This is a genomic window from Clostridium drakei (genome assembly GCF_000633595.2).
GTDB classification, from domain to species: domain Bacteria; phylum Bacillota; class Clostridia; order Clostridiales; family Clostridiaceae; genus Clostridium_AM; species Clostridium_AM drakei.
In genome coordinates, this window is sequence record NZ_JIBU02000063.1 from 1 (window position 1) to 19303 (window position 19303).

A 19303-nucleotide genomic window follows, 5' to 3' on the forward strand; every position below is an offset into this window, starting at 1 on the left:
AAATAACTTTATGTTAATAGGAAAAGGAAGCTTGTTCTTAGGAAGAATGACTAACTTGTTTGATGGAATTTCAATTTTGGTTGAAAAAAATAATGGTGATTCAGATAGTTCGGCTGCAGCAGTTTCAAAAGAAGAAATTAAGAACATGATAGCTGAAGAATTAAAAAAATTTGCATCTAAAATGATGGAAGAATAAACAATGGGATTATAGATATTATGAAGTATTGAATAGATGCTAATAAAAAGGAGGGAGCAACGTGGAGCAAACTAAAAAAGTAATTGCAGAAGTATTTGATGAAATAGCTGATGGAATTATAAGTGGAAGCTTCGGAAAAAGAGTTAAAATTGGATTAACCACTTTTGGTTCAGAACATGGTGTGGATGAGATGATGAAAGCTGCAGCACTTGCCAAGAACAAATATGGTGATTTTGATATAGTTTTAATAGGTCCTAAAGTTGAAGGAGACTTTGAAATAGTTGAGGTTAGTGATGCTGAAGAAGGACATAAAAAAATGGTGGAATTATTAGATAATAAAGTGATAGATGGATGTGTCACTCAGCATTTTGATTTTCCTATAGGGGTTTCAACAGTTGGAAAAGTTATTGCACCAGGTTTAGGAAAAGAAATGATAATTGCTACAACTACAGGAACAACAGCCACTCATAGAGTTGAAGGAATGATTAAAAACACTATAAATGGAATAGCTGTTGCAAAAGCTTGCGGTATTGAAGATCCTAAGGTTGGTATATTAAATGTGGATGGAGCTAGAGGTGTTGAGAGAGCACTTAAAGAATTGCAAAGTAGAGGATATAAGTTTGCTTTTAGTGAATCCTTGAGAGCTGATGGAGGTTCAGTTATGAGAGGAAATGACCTACTGGCAGGAACACCTGATGTTATGGTTTGTGATTCATTGACAGGAAATTTATTAATAAAGATATTTGCTTCATATACAACAGGAGGAAACTATGAGACTACTGGATATGGATATGGTCCAGGAGTAGGAGAAGGCTATGATAAGATAATTAATATAGTATCAAGAGCATCTGGAGCTCCATTAATTTGTGAAGCATTAAAATATTGTGCACTTTCTGCAAAAAATAATTTACTGCAGCTTGCTGATATTGAGTATAAAAATGCTAATGCAGCAGGTTTAAAAGAAATAATAGGAAAAATACTTGAAAAAGATAAACCAGCAGCTGCAGCAGAAGAAGTTAAGATGCCACCTAAAAAAGTAGTAACATACGGAATACCTGGAATTGATATTCTTGAGCTTGAAGATGCTTGTAGATCACTTTGGAAGGAAGGAATATATTCTGAGAGTGGAATGGGCTGCACTGGTCCAATAGTTTTGGTAAGTGAAGATGAAAGCGAAAACGCTGTTAATATACTTATAAAGAATGGATTTAAATAGTCCTAATTTAAGGCTTTTTATAGTAAGGTGATTTTATGGGAGAAAAAATAAAAATATGAACCAGAATCAAGCTTTAAGCAAGGTACAATCTGGGAGGTGAAAAAAGAATGGGTGCAAAGAGTGATAAGATAATATTGTATACTTCCCAAAGTCCTATAGTTATTAAAACTTTACTTGAACAAAAGGTATGCTATGTAAAAAGAGAATATATTGTAAAAAAGTATCAAGAGGTTTCAAGTATATTTTTAGAGGCATATAATTGGTATATAAATAAAGCACAAAATATTGTAAAAAGGACTGAAAAGGCTGAATATCCATTTTGGGCGTTTATAAAAGCAGATTATGCTGGTGGATATCCTGGTAACTATATGCTTACATTGGAGGTTCCTATTGAAGAGGTGATTTTTTTCAAGGTTGAAGCTTGGAATAAGATTTTAAATCTGAAATACTTAGGTGTTGATGAAGAAGATGAAAAAAGGCATAAAGATATGTTGGTAAAACAGAATATCTCTATTGAATCAGACATATTTATAAAGCCTTTTTATTCAAATTTGAAAGCACAAGTTAAAAAAAGCTGGGATAACTTATTTAAATATGATAAGTTAATAAAATCAGTAGGTGTGCAGGAAGGAAATTTTCAATCGAGCTTATGGAAACTTGAAAAAGAATGGATTGCTGATATAAAGGAAATATAATTATTAAAATAAGACAGGAAAGGTAAAGCTTTCCTGTCTTATTTTAATAATAGGTTCAAAACCATTTGATATGTGTTTGCTTTAAGGTTTATAGATTAAAAAGTACAATCCTCACCTGTAAATGTACACTGGAATAATTTTTTCATTTGGTCAAAATCTATTTCTCTTGGATTAGAACCTGTACATGCATCTGTAAGAGCATTTTTAGATATAAAGTCTACATTTGCATTAAAATCTTCTTCAGTTATACCATAATCTTTTAATGTTAATGGAATATTTAGCTGCTTATTCATATCTCTAATCATAGCTATTAATGAATCTGTTAAGTCAGCATTAGTAGTTCCAGTTAATCCTAAAGTTTTAGCTATAATAGCAAACCTGCTTTCAGAAGCTTTTCTATTAAATTGAATTACATATGGAAGATATATGGCGTTAGCACATCCGTGTGGAATATGGAATACGGCACCACTTTTATGAGCCATGCTGTGTACTATTCCAAGTAAAGCATTTGAAAATGCCATTCCAGCTAGACATTGAGCTATATGCATTTCATTCCTTGCTTCTTTATCTCCATTATATGATTTTATTAAGTGTTCTCTTACCATAACCATTGCCTGTATTGCAAGTGGATCAGAAAAATGAGATCTTGCAGATGCTACATAAGCTTCAATGGCATGAGTCAAAGCATCCATTCCTGTGTGAGCAGTTAACTTAGGAGGCATTGTTTGAGCCAAGGCTGGATCTATGATAGCTATATCAGGAGTTAAATTAAAATCAGCTAAAGGATATTTTATTCTAGCTTTATAATCAGTAATTACAGAGAAAGCTGTAACTTCAGTAGCAGTTCCACTTGTTGATGGTATTGCTACGAATCTAGCTTTTTGTCTTAATTCTGGTATTCCAAAAGGGACTACAGCTTGTTCAAAAGTAAAGTCCGGGTATTCATAGAATATCCACATAGCTTTAGCAGCATCTATTGGAGATCCACCTCCTATTGAAACGATCCAATCAGGCTCAAAATCTCTCATTATTTGAGCTCCATTAAAAACAGTTTCAACAGATGGGTCTGGTTCAACGCCTTCAATTAATTTAACTTCCATACCAGCTTCTTTTAGGTAGTTTTCTACTTTTTCAAGAAAACCAAATTTTTTCATTGAACCTCCACCAACAACTACTACAGCTTTTTTTCCCTTCAAATTTTTCAATTCAGCTAAAGAATTATCTCCGAAATAAATATCCCTTGGTAATGTAAATCTTGACATTTTTTATCCTCCCTTATTTTAAAAAATATAATTATATATTGAAAAAAATAGTTAGTATCATTATATCATAATTTTCAAAAAAATGAATATAATAGTCGAAAAAATATTATTTATATGAATATTGCGATTAAATAGTAAACTTGTTTACCACTTGCGAGATTTTTTGTGAAAGTTCAGCTTGGCTTTGAGAAGATAATGATATATCTTCAATTGCTTTAGTGACTTCATTTACACTTGCGATGATTTCTTCAGAACCAGCTGCAGATTGTTCTGCTGTAGAAGCTGCATCTTCAATGGCTGTATTCACTTGTGATACCACCTCTTTTATTTGATTTAAGGAATTATTTATACCATTTGACATATCATTTATAAATTCAGCATCCTTTTCATATTGAATTCCTATATCCATGAGCAATTGATAATTAGGAGTAACTACATTTGCTATATAGTCAAGTATTTCATTACCACTTTTAGATATATTATTAAAAGCACTTTCTACAGCAATTACCATTTGACTTATACTTTTTACTGATTTTGATGATTCTTCTGACAATTTTCTAACTTCTTCAGCTACAACAGCAAAGCCTTTTCCCTGTTCTCCAGCCCTAGCTGCTTCAATTGCTGCATTAAGCGCAAGAAGATTTGTCTGTTCAGATATACTTGCAATAGATGCAGACATGGTTTTAACTTCAGAAACAATCTTTCCAGCTTCAATTGCCTTTATAATATTTTTTCTCTTTTCATCATATATTGTTTTACCTTCTTCTATACTGCTTGAAGCCTTTTCCTTTATGTTAATTGCACGTTTTTTTATTTCAGCTGAAGAATTTGCAGCTTCATTTGCTTTAAGAGAAAGTTTGCTTATATTTTCATCTATTTCTTGAGTTGATGCGCTTATTTCTTCTGTTACACTGCTTAAATTTTGAGAACCTTTAGCTATTTGGTTTGTTGATTCATTTACTGAAGACATCATTGACGAAATTTCTTCTGTAGTTGCAGATAACTCCTGACTTGAAGCATTCATATGATCTGTACTTTGCATTATTTGTTTTACTAAAGTTTTTATACTTTCACCTGCAATATTGAACTTTTCAGCTATTATACCTATTTCATCTTTGCTGGTAAGTTCTATAGATCTATTTAAAATTCCATTGCTTACATCCTCACTGAATTTAAAAATTTTATTAATTTCCTTTAAAGCAGAATTTGTAATTTTAATACCTAATAATGTTGATATAATAAAACTTATTAAAGTAACGGAAATTATAATTAAAAGTGAGCTTTTGTATGTAATATAACTTGAAGTATTTCTATTATCTGCTCTTTTTACAGTAATACTAACTAATTTTTCAATAGTTGTGGTTAATTTTTCTCTGTAGGATGATGCTTTTTTATTCAGATTAGCTGCTTCATCATATTTTCCTTGAGACATAAGATTTAGTATGTTATTGCATACATTTCTCCAGTCTGTTAGCTCAGTATCTAGTTCGTCTACTAAGCTTTTTTCTTCAGGAGTTAAATTTGATTTTTTATATGAGCTTAAAAGTTCATTATTTCTATTTTTTAATGTATTACTAGTATTTATAGTATCTTGAGCCTTGCTGGCATCTCTACTTTCTACAAGATTTATTATTTCAAGTCTCAAATGAAGAGTATTTGTATCAAACTCATTTAAAGCTTGTAAAGTTTTCATGTCACTATTATACAATTCATTTGACACTGCATTTATTTTCTTCATGCCAACTCCACCAATTATACCTGCAACCAAAACAAACAGTGCTGCAAATAAAAATCCTGATAATAATTTTTGCTTCATTTTTAAATTACTAAATAACTTCATAATAATCCTCCTAAAATTAAGTTTTTATTACTTTTTATTAAATATTATATAATATTAATTATTAAATAATATATTTTATATTATACACCATAATCTAGAAGAAAAAAAGTATAAATTTTTATATTTTAAATAATTAATGTATCAAATTTTGCGTATAGTGGCTAGAGGATGATTTTTATTTAAAAACATGTTATTCTATAAAAGGTTATAGTGCATGTCTATTTTTGTAATGAAAGGTCATTTATACTATAAAAATTAATAGAAAGTAAATGGAGGAAATTATATGTCAAAACTTGAAAAGGCTGCTGAGAAGCATGGTAATGGATATAATTGTGCGCAAGCAGTAACATGCTCATTTTGTGAAGAAATGAAAATTGATGAAAGCACAGCAAAGGAAATTTCTAAAAAATATGGAGGAGGAGCATTTAAAACTTGTGGTGCTGTTATGGGGATGTATATAGTAAGTAATTTTATGAGTGGAGAAAAGAATTTAGATAATCCTGCTGAATTAAAGAATGGTAATAGTGATCAATTGCATAAATTGGAGAAAATATTTAAAGATAAAAATGGAAGTGTTATATGTGCTGAATTGAAAGGAAAAACTGGAAATAAAGTATTACGTTCCTGCAGAGGTTGTGTAGAGGATGCAGCCATGATATTAGAAAAATACTTAGAAAATGAAAAGTAAGATTATAAAGGATTCCTAGTTTGGAATCCTTTATAATTTATATTAAAATAGAAAGAGGTTATTATAATGAAGAATACAATAAAAAGAATTAGAAAATTTAGAACTGATAGGGATTGGGATCAATTTCATACACCGGCAAACCTATCTAAAGCAATTTCAATTGAAGCTGCTGAACTTTTAGAAAACTTTTTATGGGATGAAGAAAACTATGACAAAGAACATGTGCTTGAGGAGCTTGCTGATGTTATGATTTATTGTATACATATGGCAGATTCTTTAGAGGTTGATTTAGAAGATATTATGAATAGTAAAATGGATAAGAATGAGAAAAAATACCCAGTTGAAAAAGCTAAAGGAAATAGTAAAAAGTACACTGAATTATAGGAGGAATAGTTATGTCAATTAAGTTTCCAAAAGGATTTTTATGGGGAGGAGCTACAGCTGCCAATCAGTGTGAAGGCGCATATAATGAAGATGGTAAAGGTTTATCAACTCAAGATATAGCACCAAAAGGTATAAAGGGACCTATAACCAAGGAACCAACAGAAGATAATATGAAGCTTATTGGAATAGACTTTTACCATAGATATAAAGAAGATATAAAGTTGTTTGCTGAAATGGGCTTTAAAACTTTTAGATTATCAATTGCATGGTCAAGAATATTTCCAAATGGTGATGATAAAGAACCAAATGAAAAAGGACTACAATTTTATGACAATGTATTTGACGAATTAGCTAAGCATGGAATTGAACCTTTAGTTACAATTTCACACTATGAAACACCACTGTCACTTGCTAAAAATTATGATGGATGGATTAACAGAAAACTTATAGGATTTTTTGAAAACTATGTGAGAACAATATTTACAAGATATAAGGATAAGGTAAAATACTGGCTCACCTTTAACGAAATAAACTCAGCAACTCATGAGCCTTATATGAGTGCAGGTATTTTGACACCAAAGGAAAAGTTGAGCAAGCAGGATTTGTATCAAGCAATGCATCATGAATTGGTGGCTAGTGCATTGGCAGTAAAAATTGGACATGAAATAAATCCAGAGTTTAAAATTGGCTGTATGATTCTTGGAGTACCAAACTATCCATTAACTCCAAAGCCAAGTGATGTACTTAAGGCTATGGAACAGGATAGGCAAAATCTTTTCTTTGCAGATATTCATGCAAGGGGACAATATCCAAGATATATGAATAGATTTTTTAAGGAAAATAACATAGAAATTAAAATGGAACCTGGTGATGAGGAAATATTAAAAAATACAGTTGATTTCATTTCCTTCAGTTATTATATGAGTGCTTGTGCAACTTCAGATCCAGAAAAGAATAAAAAAGGAGAAGGCAATATTATTGGCGGAATACCAAATCCGTACTTAAAAGCTTCAGGTTGGGGATGGCAGATAGATCCAGAGGGACTAAGATATATACTTAATCTATTGTATGACAGATACCAAAAACCATTATTTATAGTTGAAAATGGGTTGGGTGCTGTGGATGAATTAATAACTGATGAAAATGGTAACAAGACTGTAAATGATGATTATAGAATTAATTATTTAAAAGATCATTTAATTCAAGTAAGAGAGGCTATTGAAGATGGTGTTGAACTTTGGGGATACACTACTTGGGGATGCATAGATCTAGTTAGTGCATCAACTGCGGAACTTAAAAAGAGATATGGCTTTATATATGTAGATAGACATGATGATGGAAGTGGGACTTTAGAAAGATATAAGAAAAAGAGCTTCTATTGGTATAAGAAGGTTATTGAAACTAATGGTGAAGAACTTTAAAATGTATAAAATAATAACTGAATTGTTTTTAAATTTAATATATTAAGTTTTCAGCAGATTTCACCTTGATTTTCATAAGGGGCTGTTGCATTAAGTGTAAGTACTACAATATATTACGTTGTTTTTAATTTGCAAAACAATGTATTGTATATAAATTACTTAGTGCAACAGTCCTTTTGTAAAATAAATCATAAATAAGTCGTAAAAAAATATATGACCAGGTATATCAATTTTAACCATTATATAGTATAATATTACTATATAATATAAAGTACTATATATAATAATATGTGTAATAAAATGATTTTTCTAAGGGGGTGAAGTGTTGCAATTTGATAAAGAAATATTGAAAGGATATATTGACACAATAGTATTAAGTATTTTACAAAATGCTGATATGTACGGATATGAAATTGCCAAAAAGATAAAAGAGAAATCAAAAGAAGAATTTGAAATGAAGGAAGTTACTTTATATGTATCTTTAAAACGTTTAGAAAAAAAGAACTACTTAAAAGGTTATTGGAATGATAATAAAAGCAGTGGAGGTGGAAGAAGAAGATACTATACAATTACTGAAGAAGGCAGAAATTATTTTTCAATCAAGGTAAAAGAATGGGATTTTTTAAAATTGTTGCTAAATAATTTTATGGAGGTTATATTAGATGAATAAGATTGAAGAGTATATTGATAGTATTTATGGGAATTTTGACAATTCGAATAAAGATGCAAAAATATTAAAGGAAGAAATGAGAAATTATTTGCATGAGGAAGTGGAAGAATTAAAGAAACAAGGATTGAGTGAAGAGGAGAGCATATTTAAAGTTTTGCAGTGTTTTGGACAAGAAAATACTGTGGTAGCTGAAATGAACAGCGTATTAAAGAATCGTAGTATATTTACAAAGATGCTTATAAAAGCTGGTGCTATTGTTTTTATAATAGGGATACTATTTCAAATTATTGGGATGTTATGTAATGGTGAAGATATTCAATATTTTAGTGAAGATTTAGTTAAAAATGGATTTAAAAATATTTCATATTTAATATTTATGATTTCTCTAGCAATTTGGGATATAGCATTTTATTATTACTATTTTATTAAAAAGCTTGAACTGGTTTTAATGGCATTTTTAGTTTGTGACTTTGTTATATGTGTACCTTTAACTTTTGTATGGATTTACTTTCCTCATCATGTTATAGGAAGTTTCGCATTTATATTGGGAATTACCTTTTTTATAACTTTACTTTTAAGAATATACTACATTAAAGTTAAAAAATAGTGCTAAGCACAGTACGAAAAGCCTATATATTATTTTTTTTGTTAAGGTAGAGCTGGAAGTTTGTGAAAGTCTAGTAACTTGATGAAATTCCCGTTTCTTAAACAGGGCTAAGGTTTTCACAAACTTTAAGCTGAAAATAATAAGAAATAATTTAGCTGATGTGATGAAAAACTTACCATTGTCTATTTAACTCTAAGTCCTTCAGGAAGTATATTAATAAGCCAAGCTAAAATACGCCATCTTTTAGAAACGTATATTTTTTTCTTCTTACTTACTATAGCATCATATATTTGAGTAGCTGCTTTATCAGCACTGATAGCCCAAAAAACTTTTGACATATCAGCATTTTTAGTCATTTCAGTATATACCCAGCCAGGAAGAACCTCTGTTACATATACATTTTTATTTGATTTATTAAATAGTATTCTTAGTCCTCTCAAATAACTTGATATAAAAGCCTTTGATGCACAATAGGCATTAGTTCTATCACTGTATGTAATTGCAGACATAGAAGAAATACCAACTATATGTCCATGATTCTGATTAGAAAAATATTGTGCAGTGACACTAACCATGGACGAAAAGCCTAATACATTTGTATCTATAGTTTCTTTATCTTTATTCCAATTCAGTTCAATATTTGGCCTTACAATACCAGGGCATATTACAATTAAATCCAAGCCTCCAAGTTCTTTTATAAGTTCTTTTAGAAGATCAATTGCTTCATCAGTTTTAGAAACGTCTATTTTCTTTATAAAGGTTTTAGTTGTTATGGATTTTTGAATTTCTATAAGACGTTCCTCTCTTCTTCCAGCTAGTCCAACTTCATAACCATTTTTAGACAGTTTTTTAGCTGTTTCTTTTCCGATACCCGATGTAGCACCTATTACAATAGCCTTTTTCATTTCTATGCCTCCAATTATTCTATTCCTTTACTAATTTTATCTAGCAGATTAATTAATGTATTTCTTTCACAGTCTTCATCTAAAGCTCCAAGCACCTTTTTCCACAGCTGGTTTTCAGCAACTTCATGTAGTTCACTTATTTTAATACCTTCTTGCGTTAATTCTAATGAATAGGAGCGTCTATTTTTGGAACTTATAATGCGTTTAACCAAATTCCTCTTTTCAAGTCTATCAACTATGCTAGTAAGAGTACTCCCTGGTACATCTAAATATCGACTAATTTCCTTTAAAGCTGCATCAGGATATTTGCTAGCTACTTTTAATACACTTAGTTCATTACTTGTTATTCCACCAGGGAACATTGTATCTATATCTCCATGCAATTGTCTCAAGCGTTTATATATCTTGTGCATAACAGTATCAAATCTCTGGAATTGTTCTTCATTTATTTTATTCATATCTGATTACTTCCTTTCAGTATTAATTCGATATAGTATTAATTCTATAATGAAATAATATTGCATTTAACAAAATAAGTCAAGTAAAAATCTAAAAAACTTATTTAAGTTTATGCGCAAGTTGTTTATAAGTTAGTTTCTTCAGTATTGTAAAATTTTATATAATAAAATATAAAGATTAAGTATGTTATAATGTACAAAGTATGTTATAATGTATATGATATAAAAATACAACATAGAGAAAGGCTGATATGAATTGAACGATCCAACATATAATATAGGTTCTGTTTTGAAAAGAGTGAGATTTGAAAGGGAGTTGACTTTAGAAGAAACATCTAATTTAACAGGTGTAAGTAAAGCAATGCTGGGACAAATTGAAAGAGGAGAATCAAATCCCACAATATCAATATTATGGAAAATTTCTACAGGGTTACGTATTTCATTTTCTGAGCTATTAGGAAGTGAAAATGATGAATATAAAGCAGTATCAATAGATAATATTGAACCTGTATATGAATCAGATGGCAAAATGATATTATATGATGTGTTTCCCTTTAATCCTTTATCTGGGTTTGAATATTTTTACATCAAATTACTTCCTGGTGCACATCATGTTTCTACGCCTCATCAGAGTTCAGTAGAAGAATATATTGTAGTAACAAAAGGAACTTTAAAGCTTGATTTAGAAGATCGAACCTTTGAACTTATGGCTCCAGCAGCATTAAGATTTAGACCTAATAAAAGTCATACGTACAGTAATCCATATGATGAAGAAGTTATATTTCAAAATGTAATTAAATATTAAATATATATTTTAGACTAATTTTAAAAATTTTGTATGTTATAACATAAAACATATGCTATAACATAACACAAATATAATTGGAGGGTGATAATCATGATTACAGAAAGAATTGAAAAGGCAAGAAAAAATTATATCAATGCAAAACCTGCAATTTCCTATGAAAGGGCAAGAATTTGGACAGAATCACACAAGAAGACAGAAGGTGAAGCTATTCCAATAAGAAGAGCTAAAGCTTTTAAAGATACTTGTGAGCAAATTGATGTTAATATTTTTGAAGGAGAACTTATTGTTGGTGCTATTGGTGAATTTAGAAAATGTGGTATATTAACTCCAGAATTTTCATGGACATGGGTAGATAGGGAAATGGATAACTTTGATAAAAGAGTTCAAGATCCATATGTTATGACAGATGAACAAAGAACATTTGTTAGAAAGAATATCTTTCCTTATTGGAAAGGACAATCGTTAGAGGAATCCTTTTTGGCGCAGCTTCCAAAGGAAACTGCAAAAGTTGCTGTTGATACTGGTATAGTTGACAATGATTCAAAATGGAGGCAGGCAGTTGGTGAAATAACACCCGATTATCAAGATGTTTTGTTTAAAAAAGGTTTTGGTGGAATTATTGAAGAAGCTAAAGAACATATATCAAAACTTTCTCTTACTTCAGTAGAAGATATAAAAAAGAAGGATTTTTACAATTCAATTATAATTACTTCAGAAGGAATTATTACTCTTGCTAATAGGTATTCTGCAAAGGCTAAGGAAATGGCAGATACAGAAAACAATTCTACAAGGAAAGCTGAACTATTAAAAATATCTGAAATATGTAGTAAAATTCCTGAAAATCCTCCTGAAAATTTTTATGAAGCTATTCAATTTGTTTGGTTTACACAAGTTGGCGGAATATTGGCTGAAAATCCATTAGCCCTTAATATAGGAAGATTCGATCAGTTTATGTATCCATATTATAAATCAGATATAGAAAAAGGAATTATGACAAAGGATGGAATTGAAGAACTTATTGAAGCTCTTTGGATAAAGTTATCAGAATGGGTTTGGACAATTTCTGCAAATACTGCTGAATTCTTTGCTGGATATAATCAATTTCAAAATTTGACAGTTGGTGGAAAGACAAGGGAAGGAAAGGATGCGACTAATGATCTTTCTTATATGTGTTTAAGAGCCACTGAAAGAGTAAAAACACATCAACCAGGATTAAGTGTTAGAATTCATCAAGATTGTCCAAGCAGTTTTTTAGATGAAGTTACTCATTTGGTAAGTAAGGGGACTGGTTTTCCAGCAATTCACAATGATAATGCAGGATATCAAATGCTTATAAATGCTGGTTATGAACCAGAGGATGCTAGAGATTGGAACAACTGCGGTTGTGTAGTTCCTCATTTCCGTAAGACAGGTGAATGGACTTCTGCAGTAAATGTTAATTTTACTGCAGCTTTAGAATATGCCTTAAATAAAGGTGTAAGTAGAATTACTGGTGAAAAGATAGGTATGGATGAAAAAGATCCATCAACCTTTGAATCTTATGAAGAAGTAGAAGAAGCTTTTTACAAGCAATTTGATAATCTAATTGCACATTCAATTACAGCTACTTTAGTAGCACAAAGGATTCATAAGGAGATCGTTCCAAGACCATTTTTATCTTCATGTATAGAAGATTGTATGATAAAAGGAAAAGATTTAGTTGATGCTGGTGCTAAATACAATCTTGGACCTGTAATTACTGGAATAGGACTTGCAGTTACATCTAATTCGCTTGCTGTGATCAAAAAACTTGTTTTTGAAGATAAGGTTACAAATATGGAAACATTAGTAAAGGCGCTTGATGCAAATTGGGAAGGCTATGAAGAACTTAGAGCGCTAGCTTTATCAGTTCCAAAGTACGGAAATGACATAGATTATGTAGATGACATTGCTATTAAGATGGCAAATCACTATTATAAGGAAGGGCACAAATATAAAGATATTAATGGCAATAACTTTAACACTGCTTTTATGGGTATTTCTAACTATTTGCCAACAGGAAAGGTAGTTGGAGCCACTCCTTGTGGAAGAAAAGCTAAGGAACCATTGTCAGAAGGTGTATCTCCTTTTGCAGGATCAGATACTTCTACACCACTTGCAGCTATGCGTTCAGCAGCAAAGGTTAATCAGGATATACATTCAGGTGGAACATTATTAAACTTAAGATTAAATGAAGATTTGGTAAATACAAAAAGAGGTCAGAGTAATTTAGGAGCTATGATACAATCTTTCTTTTCATTAGGTGCCTTTCATGTGCAGTTTAATACAATATCTACTGAAACATTAATTAAAGCACAGGAACATCCTGAGGATTATAAAGATTTGTTAGTCAGAGTTGCAGGTTACAGCACACAATTTGTAAATCTATCTAAATCAATGCAGGATGCAATTATTGCAAGAACAGCTCACGAAACTTATTAAAGGTATCATATAAGCAAATGGTGTTTTGTGCTCATATGATTAAAAAAGGTGTGATTGTATGAATAACTTACGTGGATATTTTATGGAGCCGCAGAATTTTTCTGTTAATGATGGAAATGGAATAAGAACAATAATTTTTTTTGCAGGATGTCCTCTTAGATGCAGGTGGTGTTCTAATCCAGAAAGTCATACAAGCTTTAAGAAAATTGCTTACTATGAAAAAACTTGTGTAAAGTGCGGCAAGTGTGCTCAGATATGTCCACAAGGAGTGGGGATAAATTTAAATATTCCACTCGAAATGGAAAAATGTAAGGCCTGTGGAGCTTGCGTAAAGGAATGTCCAACTAAAAGCAGAAAAAGTTTAATTTATAATTACAGCAGTGAAGAAATATTAAATATAATTGAAAAGCAAAAGATATTTTATAGACATTCAGGTGGTGGTGTTACTTTTTCTGGAGGAGAAGCTGCTATGCAAGTAGATATTCTTAGGGAACTTGTATATAAACTTTATGATTCAGCTGTGGATTTAGCTATTGAAACTTCTGGCTATTTTGATTTTGAAGATGTAAAAGATATTTTGGAAAAAATGAGTTTAATATTTATAGATATAAAGCATATGGATGACAGCAAACATAAGTTTTATACAGGGGTCAGCAATAAAAAAATATTGAAAAATATATGCAGGCTTAATGAATTAAAGATACCTGTAGTGATTAGAATACCGGTAATTGAAGGTTTTAATGAAGATGTAGAAAATATAAGAAAAACAGCTAAATTTGTCAGAGAAAACATAGAGATACCTAAGATGGAGCTGCTGCCATATCATTCTTATGGTGATAGTAAATATGAAGCTTTAGGCCTAGAAAAACCATTAAAACAGTTTAAAACTCCGTCAGAAAAATACATTAAGAAGTTACATGAGACAATTGAAAATGAAGGGGTTCAGGTAGTTAGCTATAAATAAATTTATCCTATGGATACTATCTGTAGCAGCCCTATTCTCTTTAGGTTGAAGAAATACAAAAAATGTGGTGATGATTTGCCACATTTTTTTGTTAATAAAAATTTTATATAATAAAGTATTCAAAAGTCGAAAAATTAAGAATGAAATAAAAAGATATATATAATTAAAATGGTCATAAAAATTCAATGAAGAATTTCATAATACATAAAATAATATTTTGTTTTTATATTGTGAAGATGTTTGGAATATGTCTTAAAGTCTTTGATAAATCATCAAAAAGTATGGTTTATTTTTAAAAAAATGCAAAAAAACCTTTAGAAAATCAAAAAATTATAGAATTTTTTGATTTTTTTGATGTTTGAGACAAATTTAAGATATTTTATGGACAGCATATTTATATTATTATTAATATCAATATAAATAATCTTCCATTTGGAAAAATAAGAAGTACGTACTACAAGTATAAAGAGAAAGGAGAATTTTAAATTAACAATTATTGATTATTTTACTTTAGATAACTTTCATTTTTTACAAAAATCTTAAAAAACAACATTAACTATACCTTATGCAAATTTAGATCAAAATAATCATGTATCAAATGGGAATATGGACAAACTTAAATTTATTCGAGGCATTAAATCAAGCTACTATTTAATAAAAGGATTTGGGAATTAGGAAGGAGTAATAAAAATGAAAAAAAATAGCCATAAGTATGTAGTATTTGCACTTCTTTATATAGCATTTTGTATATTATTTATTGATAGAGCTGCAATTAGTATTTCAATTGCTTCTATGGGAAAAGAGTTTGGCTTAACATCAGCACAATCAGGACTAGTCTTGAGCATTTTCTATATCAGTTATGCATTTATACAGGTTCCTGGAGGTTGGTTGTCAGATAAACTAGGTTCTAAAGTAGTAATTATCATTGCTATTTTAATGTGGTCAGCATTTACCATGTTAACTGGATTTTCTTGGTCAATTACATCGTTACTTGTCATTCGTTTCATGTTTGGAATAGGTGAAGGACCTTACGCAGCAGCGTGTTTATCAGAAACTTCTGAAATTTTTGGTTATAAAAATCGTTCAAAGGCAACTTCTAGCATGTTATCTTCTAATTATGTTGGTAGTGCAATAGCTCCAATGATTGTTGCACCAATTATGATTGCCTTCGGATGGAGAATGACCTTTCATGTAGTTGGAATTATAGGTATAGCATTTGTAATTATTTACTATTTTACAGTGCGTCCTATTAGAAAAAATAAGAGTATAGATGAGGATAAGAAAGAAGTTAAGAAGGGGAATTGGAGTCAGATATTAACAAGTGGAATGGTATGGAAATTTGTTATCATTGCTTTTGGAATTAGTATGGTAAACAAAGGATTGGATTCATGGATGCCTACTTATCTGTTAAAAGCAAGACACATAAACTTAAAAAGTATATCTTACTTAGTTCCTCTTCCATTCATTGCAGCAGGGATAGGTGCTTTTAGTAGTGGTTGGATTATGGATAGGTTTTTCAAGAATAAAGAAAAGTTTATTATTGTTATTTCAAGCTTATTAACTACTATATTTGTTTTTGAAATGTATAATTCAAAAACATTGACTTCAGTTATTATTTTTGAAGTAATTACTTATTTCTTCAAGTCAATTACATTTACATCAACATACTCACTGTTTAGCAAAATAATAACACAAGATAACTATGGTTCATCAATGGGAGTACTAAACTTTGGAGGTCAATTAGCAGGTTTTGTTGCTCCGCTTGCAATGGGGTTTCTAGTTGATATTTTTAATGGTTCTTATAATGCAGCTTTCTTATTTTTGGTATTTTCAGTAGCAATTGCATTTATTGTTTCATTAACATTAAATAGTAAGGAAATTAACAAAAGATCTGAAAGTATTCAGAAGCTTGAAACAGCATCAGCATAATTTAAAGTAATGTTAAACAAAATCTAAATTGAGTTTTTCTAAATGATTAAGCAAAAAATAAGTATTCTTATTTTAAATGTAATTACTATATTTGATATAAAAGGAAGGATGGTAATATTATGGAAATTAAAAAAATAATACTAAGACAAATTCAAATACCATTAAAGAAAGCATTTGAAACAAGTTTTGATTCAATGAAATTTAAAAACTGTTTGATTCTTGAAGCTCATGACAAGGATGGGAATATTGGATATGGTGAGTGTTCAACTTTTGAAAGACCACTTTATAATGAGGAATTTATAGGTGGTGCTTGGACATTATTAGAGAATTTTTTAATTCCAGAAACGCTTGCAGCTACAATAGAGCATCCAGATGAAACAACTGAACTGTTTTCAGGATATCGTCGTAATGAAATGGCAAAATCATCAATTAATTGTGCACTTTGGGATTTATATTCAAAGGAAAAAAATATTCCTCTTGCTAAAGCATTAGGCGGTACTAAAGGCAAGGTCGAAACAGGAGTTAGTATAGGAATTCAAAAAGATGTTCAAAGTTTGCTAGATACAGTTCAAGGATATATTGAAGATGGATATCGTAGAATTAAGATTAAAATAAAACCAGGTAAAGATATAGCTTATATGACAGCTGTTAGAGAAAAGTTTGGGGATATAATGTTAATGGCTGATGCAAATTCAGCATATTCCTTAGATGATATTGATACATTTAAAAAATTAGATGAACTTGGATTAATAATGATTGAGCAGCCTTTAGCACATGATGATATAGTTGATCATGCTGAATTACAGTCACAAATCAATACAAAGATTTGTCTTGATGAAAGTATTGTAACACTAGAAGATGCTAAAAAGGCCATTAAGCTTAAAAGCTGTGGAATAATAAATATAAAAGTAGCTAGGGTTGGAGGACTAACTGAAGCTAAAAAGATTCAAAAGATAGGTCATGATAATGGAATTGGTATTTGGTGTGGTGGAATGTTGGATTCTGGAATTGCAAGGGCCCACAATATTGCAGTAGCAACACTTGAAGGATATACTCTACCAAATGATATTGCTGCATCAGAACGTTACTATGCCCAGGATATTATAAATCCAATGATTAAGCTTAATGGTACATTTATTGATGTACCAAAGGGAAATGGTATAGGATTTGATCCTGATACATATTATATGGACAAGTTTACAGTTAGAAAGGCTGTTTACAACAATAAATATTAAATTTGATGTTTCAATTTTCTGATAAGAAAAAGACATAAGGAGGAGTTATAATGATAGAACAAATTAGCAAAAAGGTTGATGGATACGATGAGGATATGATTTCGCTGCTGGAAAAATTAGTTAGTATTGATTCAGGTTGTGACAATCCAGAAGGAATAGATAAGGTTGCCCATATTGTTGGAGATGTATTAAGTAGCATTGGATTTAAAGTTGAGTATCTGGAAAATCAAGGAATATGTACTCATGTTATAGCTCGCAAAGAAGGTAAGAAAAAGAAAAATGCTATGGTTATAGGTCATATAGATACTGTTTTTTCAAAGGGTACAGCGGCAAAAAGGCCTTTTACTATAAAAGATGGTAAGGCTTATGGACCTGGAGTTTTAGACATGAAGGGTGGTGTGGTAATAGCGCTTTCAGCACTTAAGGCACTTCATGATTTAGATTGGAATAAAAAAAATATTACTGTATTCTTTTGCGGAGATGAAGAATCAGGGCATCCAGTATTGAATACACCAGAATTATTCATACGTGAGGCAAAGGATAAAGATGCTGTGTTTAATATGGAGACAGGGTCAGATGATGGAGCGGTTGTTGTAGGAAGAAAAGGTGCTATATATCCCAATATGACAATAAAAGGAATAGATGTACATGCAGGTAAAGATCCTCAAAAAGGTGCTTCAGCAGTTTTGGAATTGGCTAATAAAGTTGTAGATTTGCATAACTTAACAGATTATCAATCGGGTATAACATATAATGTAGGTGTTATCAAAGGTGGTACTGTAGCCAATAGTGTTGCAGGAGAAGCACATGCCAAAATTGACATAAGGTTTAAAACCTGTGAACAAGGAGAGAAAGTTCTTAATGATTTGAGAAAGGTTGCAGAAAAAACCTATGTCAAAGGAACACATACAACTATCTCACACGAAAAGATTTCTTTTATGCCCATGGAAAAAACGGAAAAAGGAATGGAGCTTTTTAAGATAGTTCAAGAACAGGGTCGTAAACTTGGAATAGAACCAGAGATAAAGCCAATATTTGTAGGTGGAAGTTCTGATTCATGCTGGTCTACTATGGCTGGAGTTCCAACAGTTTGTGCTATGGGAGCTCGTGGAGAATTAAACCATGGTGAAAATGAATATATTCAAGTTTATAGTTTAAATGAACGTGCTAAACTTCTTGCTTCTAGTATAGTTGCTTTTTAAAGCATATCATAAATAATTTGGGTTTAAGGATAACAATGAAGTTCAGTTGTTATTACATAAATTGGACTAACAAGATACTCCATGCTGCGGTGGTAATTTTCTTAATTACCACTGTTAAAATTTCTATTACTATTGAATAAAAGTAATAGATACATGAAATATATAAGAAGGATTGTAAACGTAATGGGAATTATAAGTTGAAATTTGCAATATGTTTTTTTGTTGCCTTCATGATAGTGAAAAGAGAAATTTTTGACTACAATTATATTTATTGTGTTATAATTAAAATATTTATATTTAAAGTACTTTTTTAATAATAAAAAAATAATATTGTGTATGTGTTTGTAAAACTATTAATATTTA

General features: G+C 30.5%; 18 protein-coding genes. 14 read left to right on the forward strand and 4 right to left on the reverse strand.

Annotated features, from left to right (window positions below; genetic code table 11):
* From EG57_RS0222965 to EG57_RS0222975, 3 genes are all read left to right on the forward strand, one after another.
* Positions 1 to 196, forward strand: a 196-nt coding sequence (locus tag EG57_RS0222965; RefSeq protein ID WP_032079421.1) for a DUF5940 domain-containing protein, incomplete at its 5' end; no start/stop codon positions are given.
* A 61-nt stretch (positions 197 to 257) separates the two neighbouring features.
* A complete protein-coding gene (grdD, locus tag EG57_RS0222970) occupies positions 258 to 1412 on the forward strand; it encodes a glycine/sarcosine/betaine reductase complex component C subunit alpha (RefSeq protein ID WP_032079422.1) in 1155 nt (384 codons plus the stop codon).
* A gap of 107 nt (positions 1413 to 1519) precedes the next feature.
* Positions 1520 to 2107 (forward strand): DUF3841 domain-containing protein, encoded by a 588-nt coding sequence (locus EG57_RS0222975; RefSeq protein WP_032079423.1) that lies wholly within the window; start codon positions 1520 to 1522, stop codon positions 2105 to 2107.
* Positions 2108 to 2202: 95 nt separating this feature from the next.
* Here EG57_RS0222975 and EG57_RS0222980 read toward each other — a convergent pair whose 3' ends face one another.
* Both EG57_RS0222980 and EG57_RS0222985 read right to left on the reverse strand, forming a co-directional pair.
* Entirely contained in the window at positions 2203 to 3369 is a 1167-nt protein-coding gene (locus EG57_RS0222980; RefSeq protein ID WP_032079424.1) for an iron-containing alcohol dehydrogenase, read from the reverse strand.
* 127 nt (positions 3370 to 3496) lie between these two features.
* Positions 3497 to 5209, reverse strand: a complete 1713-nt coding sequence (locus EG57_RS0222985) for a methyl-accepting chemotaxis protein (protein ID WP_032079425.1) — start codon at positions 5207 to 5209, stop codon at positions 3497 to 3499.
* Positions 5210 to 5492: 283 nt separating this feature from the next.
* On the opposite strand from EG57_RS0222985, the gene EG57_RS0222990 reads away from it, so the two are divergent.
* The 5 genes from EG57_RS0222990 to EG57_RS0223010 all read left to right on the forward strand — a co-directional run bounded on the left by EG57_RS0222990 (position 5493) and on the right by EG57_RS0223010 (position 8979).
* Complete coding sequence (locus EG57_RS0222990; RefSeq protein ID WP_032079426.1) at positions 5493 to 5897, forward strand: C-GCAxxG-C-C family protein; 405 nt, start codon at positions 5493 to 5495, stop codon at positions 5895 to 5897.
* A gap of 66 nt (positions 5898 to 5963) precedes the next feature.
* On the forward strand, positions 5964 to 6281 hold the full coding sequence (locus EG57_RS0222995) for a nucleotide pyrophosphohydrolase (protein WP_032079427.1): 318 nt from the start codon (positions 5964 to 5966) through the stop codon (positions 6279 to 6281).
* 11 nt (positions 6282 to 6292) lie between these two features.
* On the forward strand, positions 6293 to 7702 hold the full coding sequence (locus EG57_RS0223000) for a glycoside hydrolase family 1 protein (RefSeq protein ID WP_032079428.1): 1410 nt from the start codon (positions 6293 to 6295) through the stop codon (positions 7700 to 7702).
* Positions 7703 to 8027: 325 nt separating this feature from the next.
* A complete protein-coding gene (locus EG57_RS0223005; protein ID WP_032079429.1) occupies positions 8028 to 8372 on the forward strand; it encodes a PadR family transcriptional regulator in 345 nt (114 codons plus the stop codon).
* Entirely contained in the window at positions 8365 to 8979 is a 615-nt protein-coding gene (locus EG57_RS0223010) for a permease prefix domain 1-containing protein (protein WP_032079430.1), read from the forward strand. Before EG57_RS0223005 ends, EG57_RS0223010 begins: the two co-directional genes overlap by 8 nt.
* A gap of 182 nt (positions 8980 to 9161) precedes the next feature.
* Here EG57_RS0223010 and EG57_RS0223015 read toward each other — a convergent pair whose 3' ends face one another.
* Complete coding sequence (locus tag EG57_RS0223015) at positions 9162 to 9884, reverse strand: SDR family NAD(P)-dependent oxidoreductase (protein ID WP_032079431.1); 723 nt, start codon at positions 9882 to 9884, stop codon at positions 9162 to 9164.
* Between the two features lie 14 nt (positions 9885 to 9898).
* Positions 9899 to 10342, reverse strand: coding sequence for a MarR family winged helix-turn-helix transcriptional regulator (locus EG57_RS0223020; protein ID WP_032079432.1), 444 nt, complete (start codon positions 10340 to 10342; stop codon positions 9899 to 9901).
* A gap of 256 nt (positions 10343 to 10598) precedes the next feature.
* On the opposite strand from EG57_RS0223020, the gene EG57_RS0223025 reads away from it, so the two are divergent.
* The 6 genes from EG57_RS0223025 to EG57_RS0223050 all read left to right on the forward strand — a co-directional run bounded on the left by EG57_RS0223025 (position 10599) and on the right by EG57_RS0223050 (position 18940).
* Complete coding sequence (locus tag EG57_RS0223025; protein WP_032079433.1) at positions 10599 to 11147, forward strand: helix-turn-helix domain-containing protein; 549 nt, start codon at positions 10599 to 10601, stop codon at positions 11145 to 11147.
* A gap of 93 nt (positions 11148 to 11240) precedes the next feature.
* Complete coding sequence (locus tag EG57_RS0223030; RefSeq protein ID WP_032079434.1) at positions 11241 to 13610, forward strand: glycyl radical protein; 2370 nt, start codon at positions 11241 to 11243, stop codon at positions 13608 to 13610.
* A gap of 58 nt (positions 13611 to 13668) precedes the next feature.
* A complete protein-coding gene (locus EG57_RS0223035; protein ID WP_032079435.1) occupies positions 13669 to 14574 on the forward strand; it encodes a glycyl-radical enzyme activating protein in 906 nt (301 codons plus the stop codon).
* A gap of 690 nt (positions 14575 to 15264) precedes the next feature.
* Entirely contained in the window at positions 15265 to 16503 is a 1239-nt protein-coding gene (locus tag EG57_RS0223040) for an MFS transporter (protein ID WP_032079436.1), read from the forward strand.
* 119 nt (positions 16504 to 16622) lie between these two features.
* Complete coding sequence (gene menC, locus EG57_RS0223045; protein WP_032079437.1) at positions 16623 to 17738, forward strand: o-succinylbenzoate synthase; 1116 nt, start codon at positions 16623 to 16625, stop codon at positions 17736 to 17738.
* A 50-nt stretch (positions 17739 to 17788) separates the two neighbouring features.
* Positions 17789 to 18940 (forward strand): M20 family metallopeptidase, encoded by a 1152-nt coding sequence (locus EG57_RS0223050; RefSeq protein ID WP_052038059.1) that lies wholly within the window; start codon positions 17789 to 17791, stop codon positions 18938 to 18940.
* Positions 18941 to 19303: the final 363 nt, after the last annotated feature.

Coding starts and splice junctions, on each gene's coding strand:
- EG57_RS0222980 (WP_032079424.1), bottom strand. CDS start 3,369: ATGTCAAGATTTACATTACCAAGGGATATTTATTTCGGAGATAATTCT.
- EG57_RS0223035 (WP_032079435.1), top strand. CDS start 13,669: ATGAATAACTTACGTGGATATTTTATGGAGCCGCAGAATTTTTCTGTT.
- EG57_RS0222990 (WP_032079426.1), top strand. CDS start 5,493: ATGTCAAAACTTGAAAAGGCTGCTGAGAAGCATGGTAATGGATATAAT.
- EG57_RS0222995 (WP_032079427.1), top strand. CDS start 5,964: ATGAAGAATACAATAAAAAGAATTAGAAAATTTAGAACTGATAGGGAT.
- EG57_RS0223015 (WP_032079431.1), bottom strand. CDS start 9,884: ATGAAAAAGGCTATTGTAATAGGTGCTACATCGGGTATCGGAAAAGAA.
- menC (WP_032079437.1), top strand. CDS start 16,623: ATGGAAATTAAAAAAATAATACTAAGACAAATTCAAATACCATTAAAG.
- EG57_RS0223030 (WP_032079434.1), top strand. CDS start 11,241: ATGATTACAGAAAGAATTGAAAAGGCAAGAAAAAATTATATCAATGCA.
- EG57_RS0223040 (WP_032079436.1), top strand. CDS start 15,265: ATGAAAAAAAATAGCCATAAGTATGTAGTATTTGCACTTCTTTATATA.
- EG57_RS0223020 (WP_032079432.1), bottom strand. CDS start 10,342: ATGAATAAAATAAATGAAGAACAATTCCAGAGATTTGATACTGTTATG.
- EG57_RS0222975 (WP_032079423.1), top strand. CDS start 1,520: ATGGGTGCAAAGAGTGATAAGATAATATTGTATACTTCCCAAAGTCCT.
- EG57_RS0223050 (WP_052038059.1), top strand. CDS start 17,789: ATGATAGAACAAATTAGCAAAAAGGTTGATGGATACGATGAGGATATG.
- EG57_RS0223010 (WP_032079430.1), top strand. CDS start 8,365: ATGAATAAGATTGAAGAGTATATTGATAGTATTTATGGGAATTTTGAC.
- EG57_RS0223000 (WP_032079428.1), top strand. CDS start 6,293: ATGTCAATTAAGTTTCCAAAAGGATTTTTATGGGGAGGAGCTACAGCT.
- EG57_RS0222985 (WP_032079425.1), bottom strand. CDS start 5,209: ATGAAGTTATTTAGTAATTTAAAAATGAAGCAAAAATTATTATCAGGA.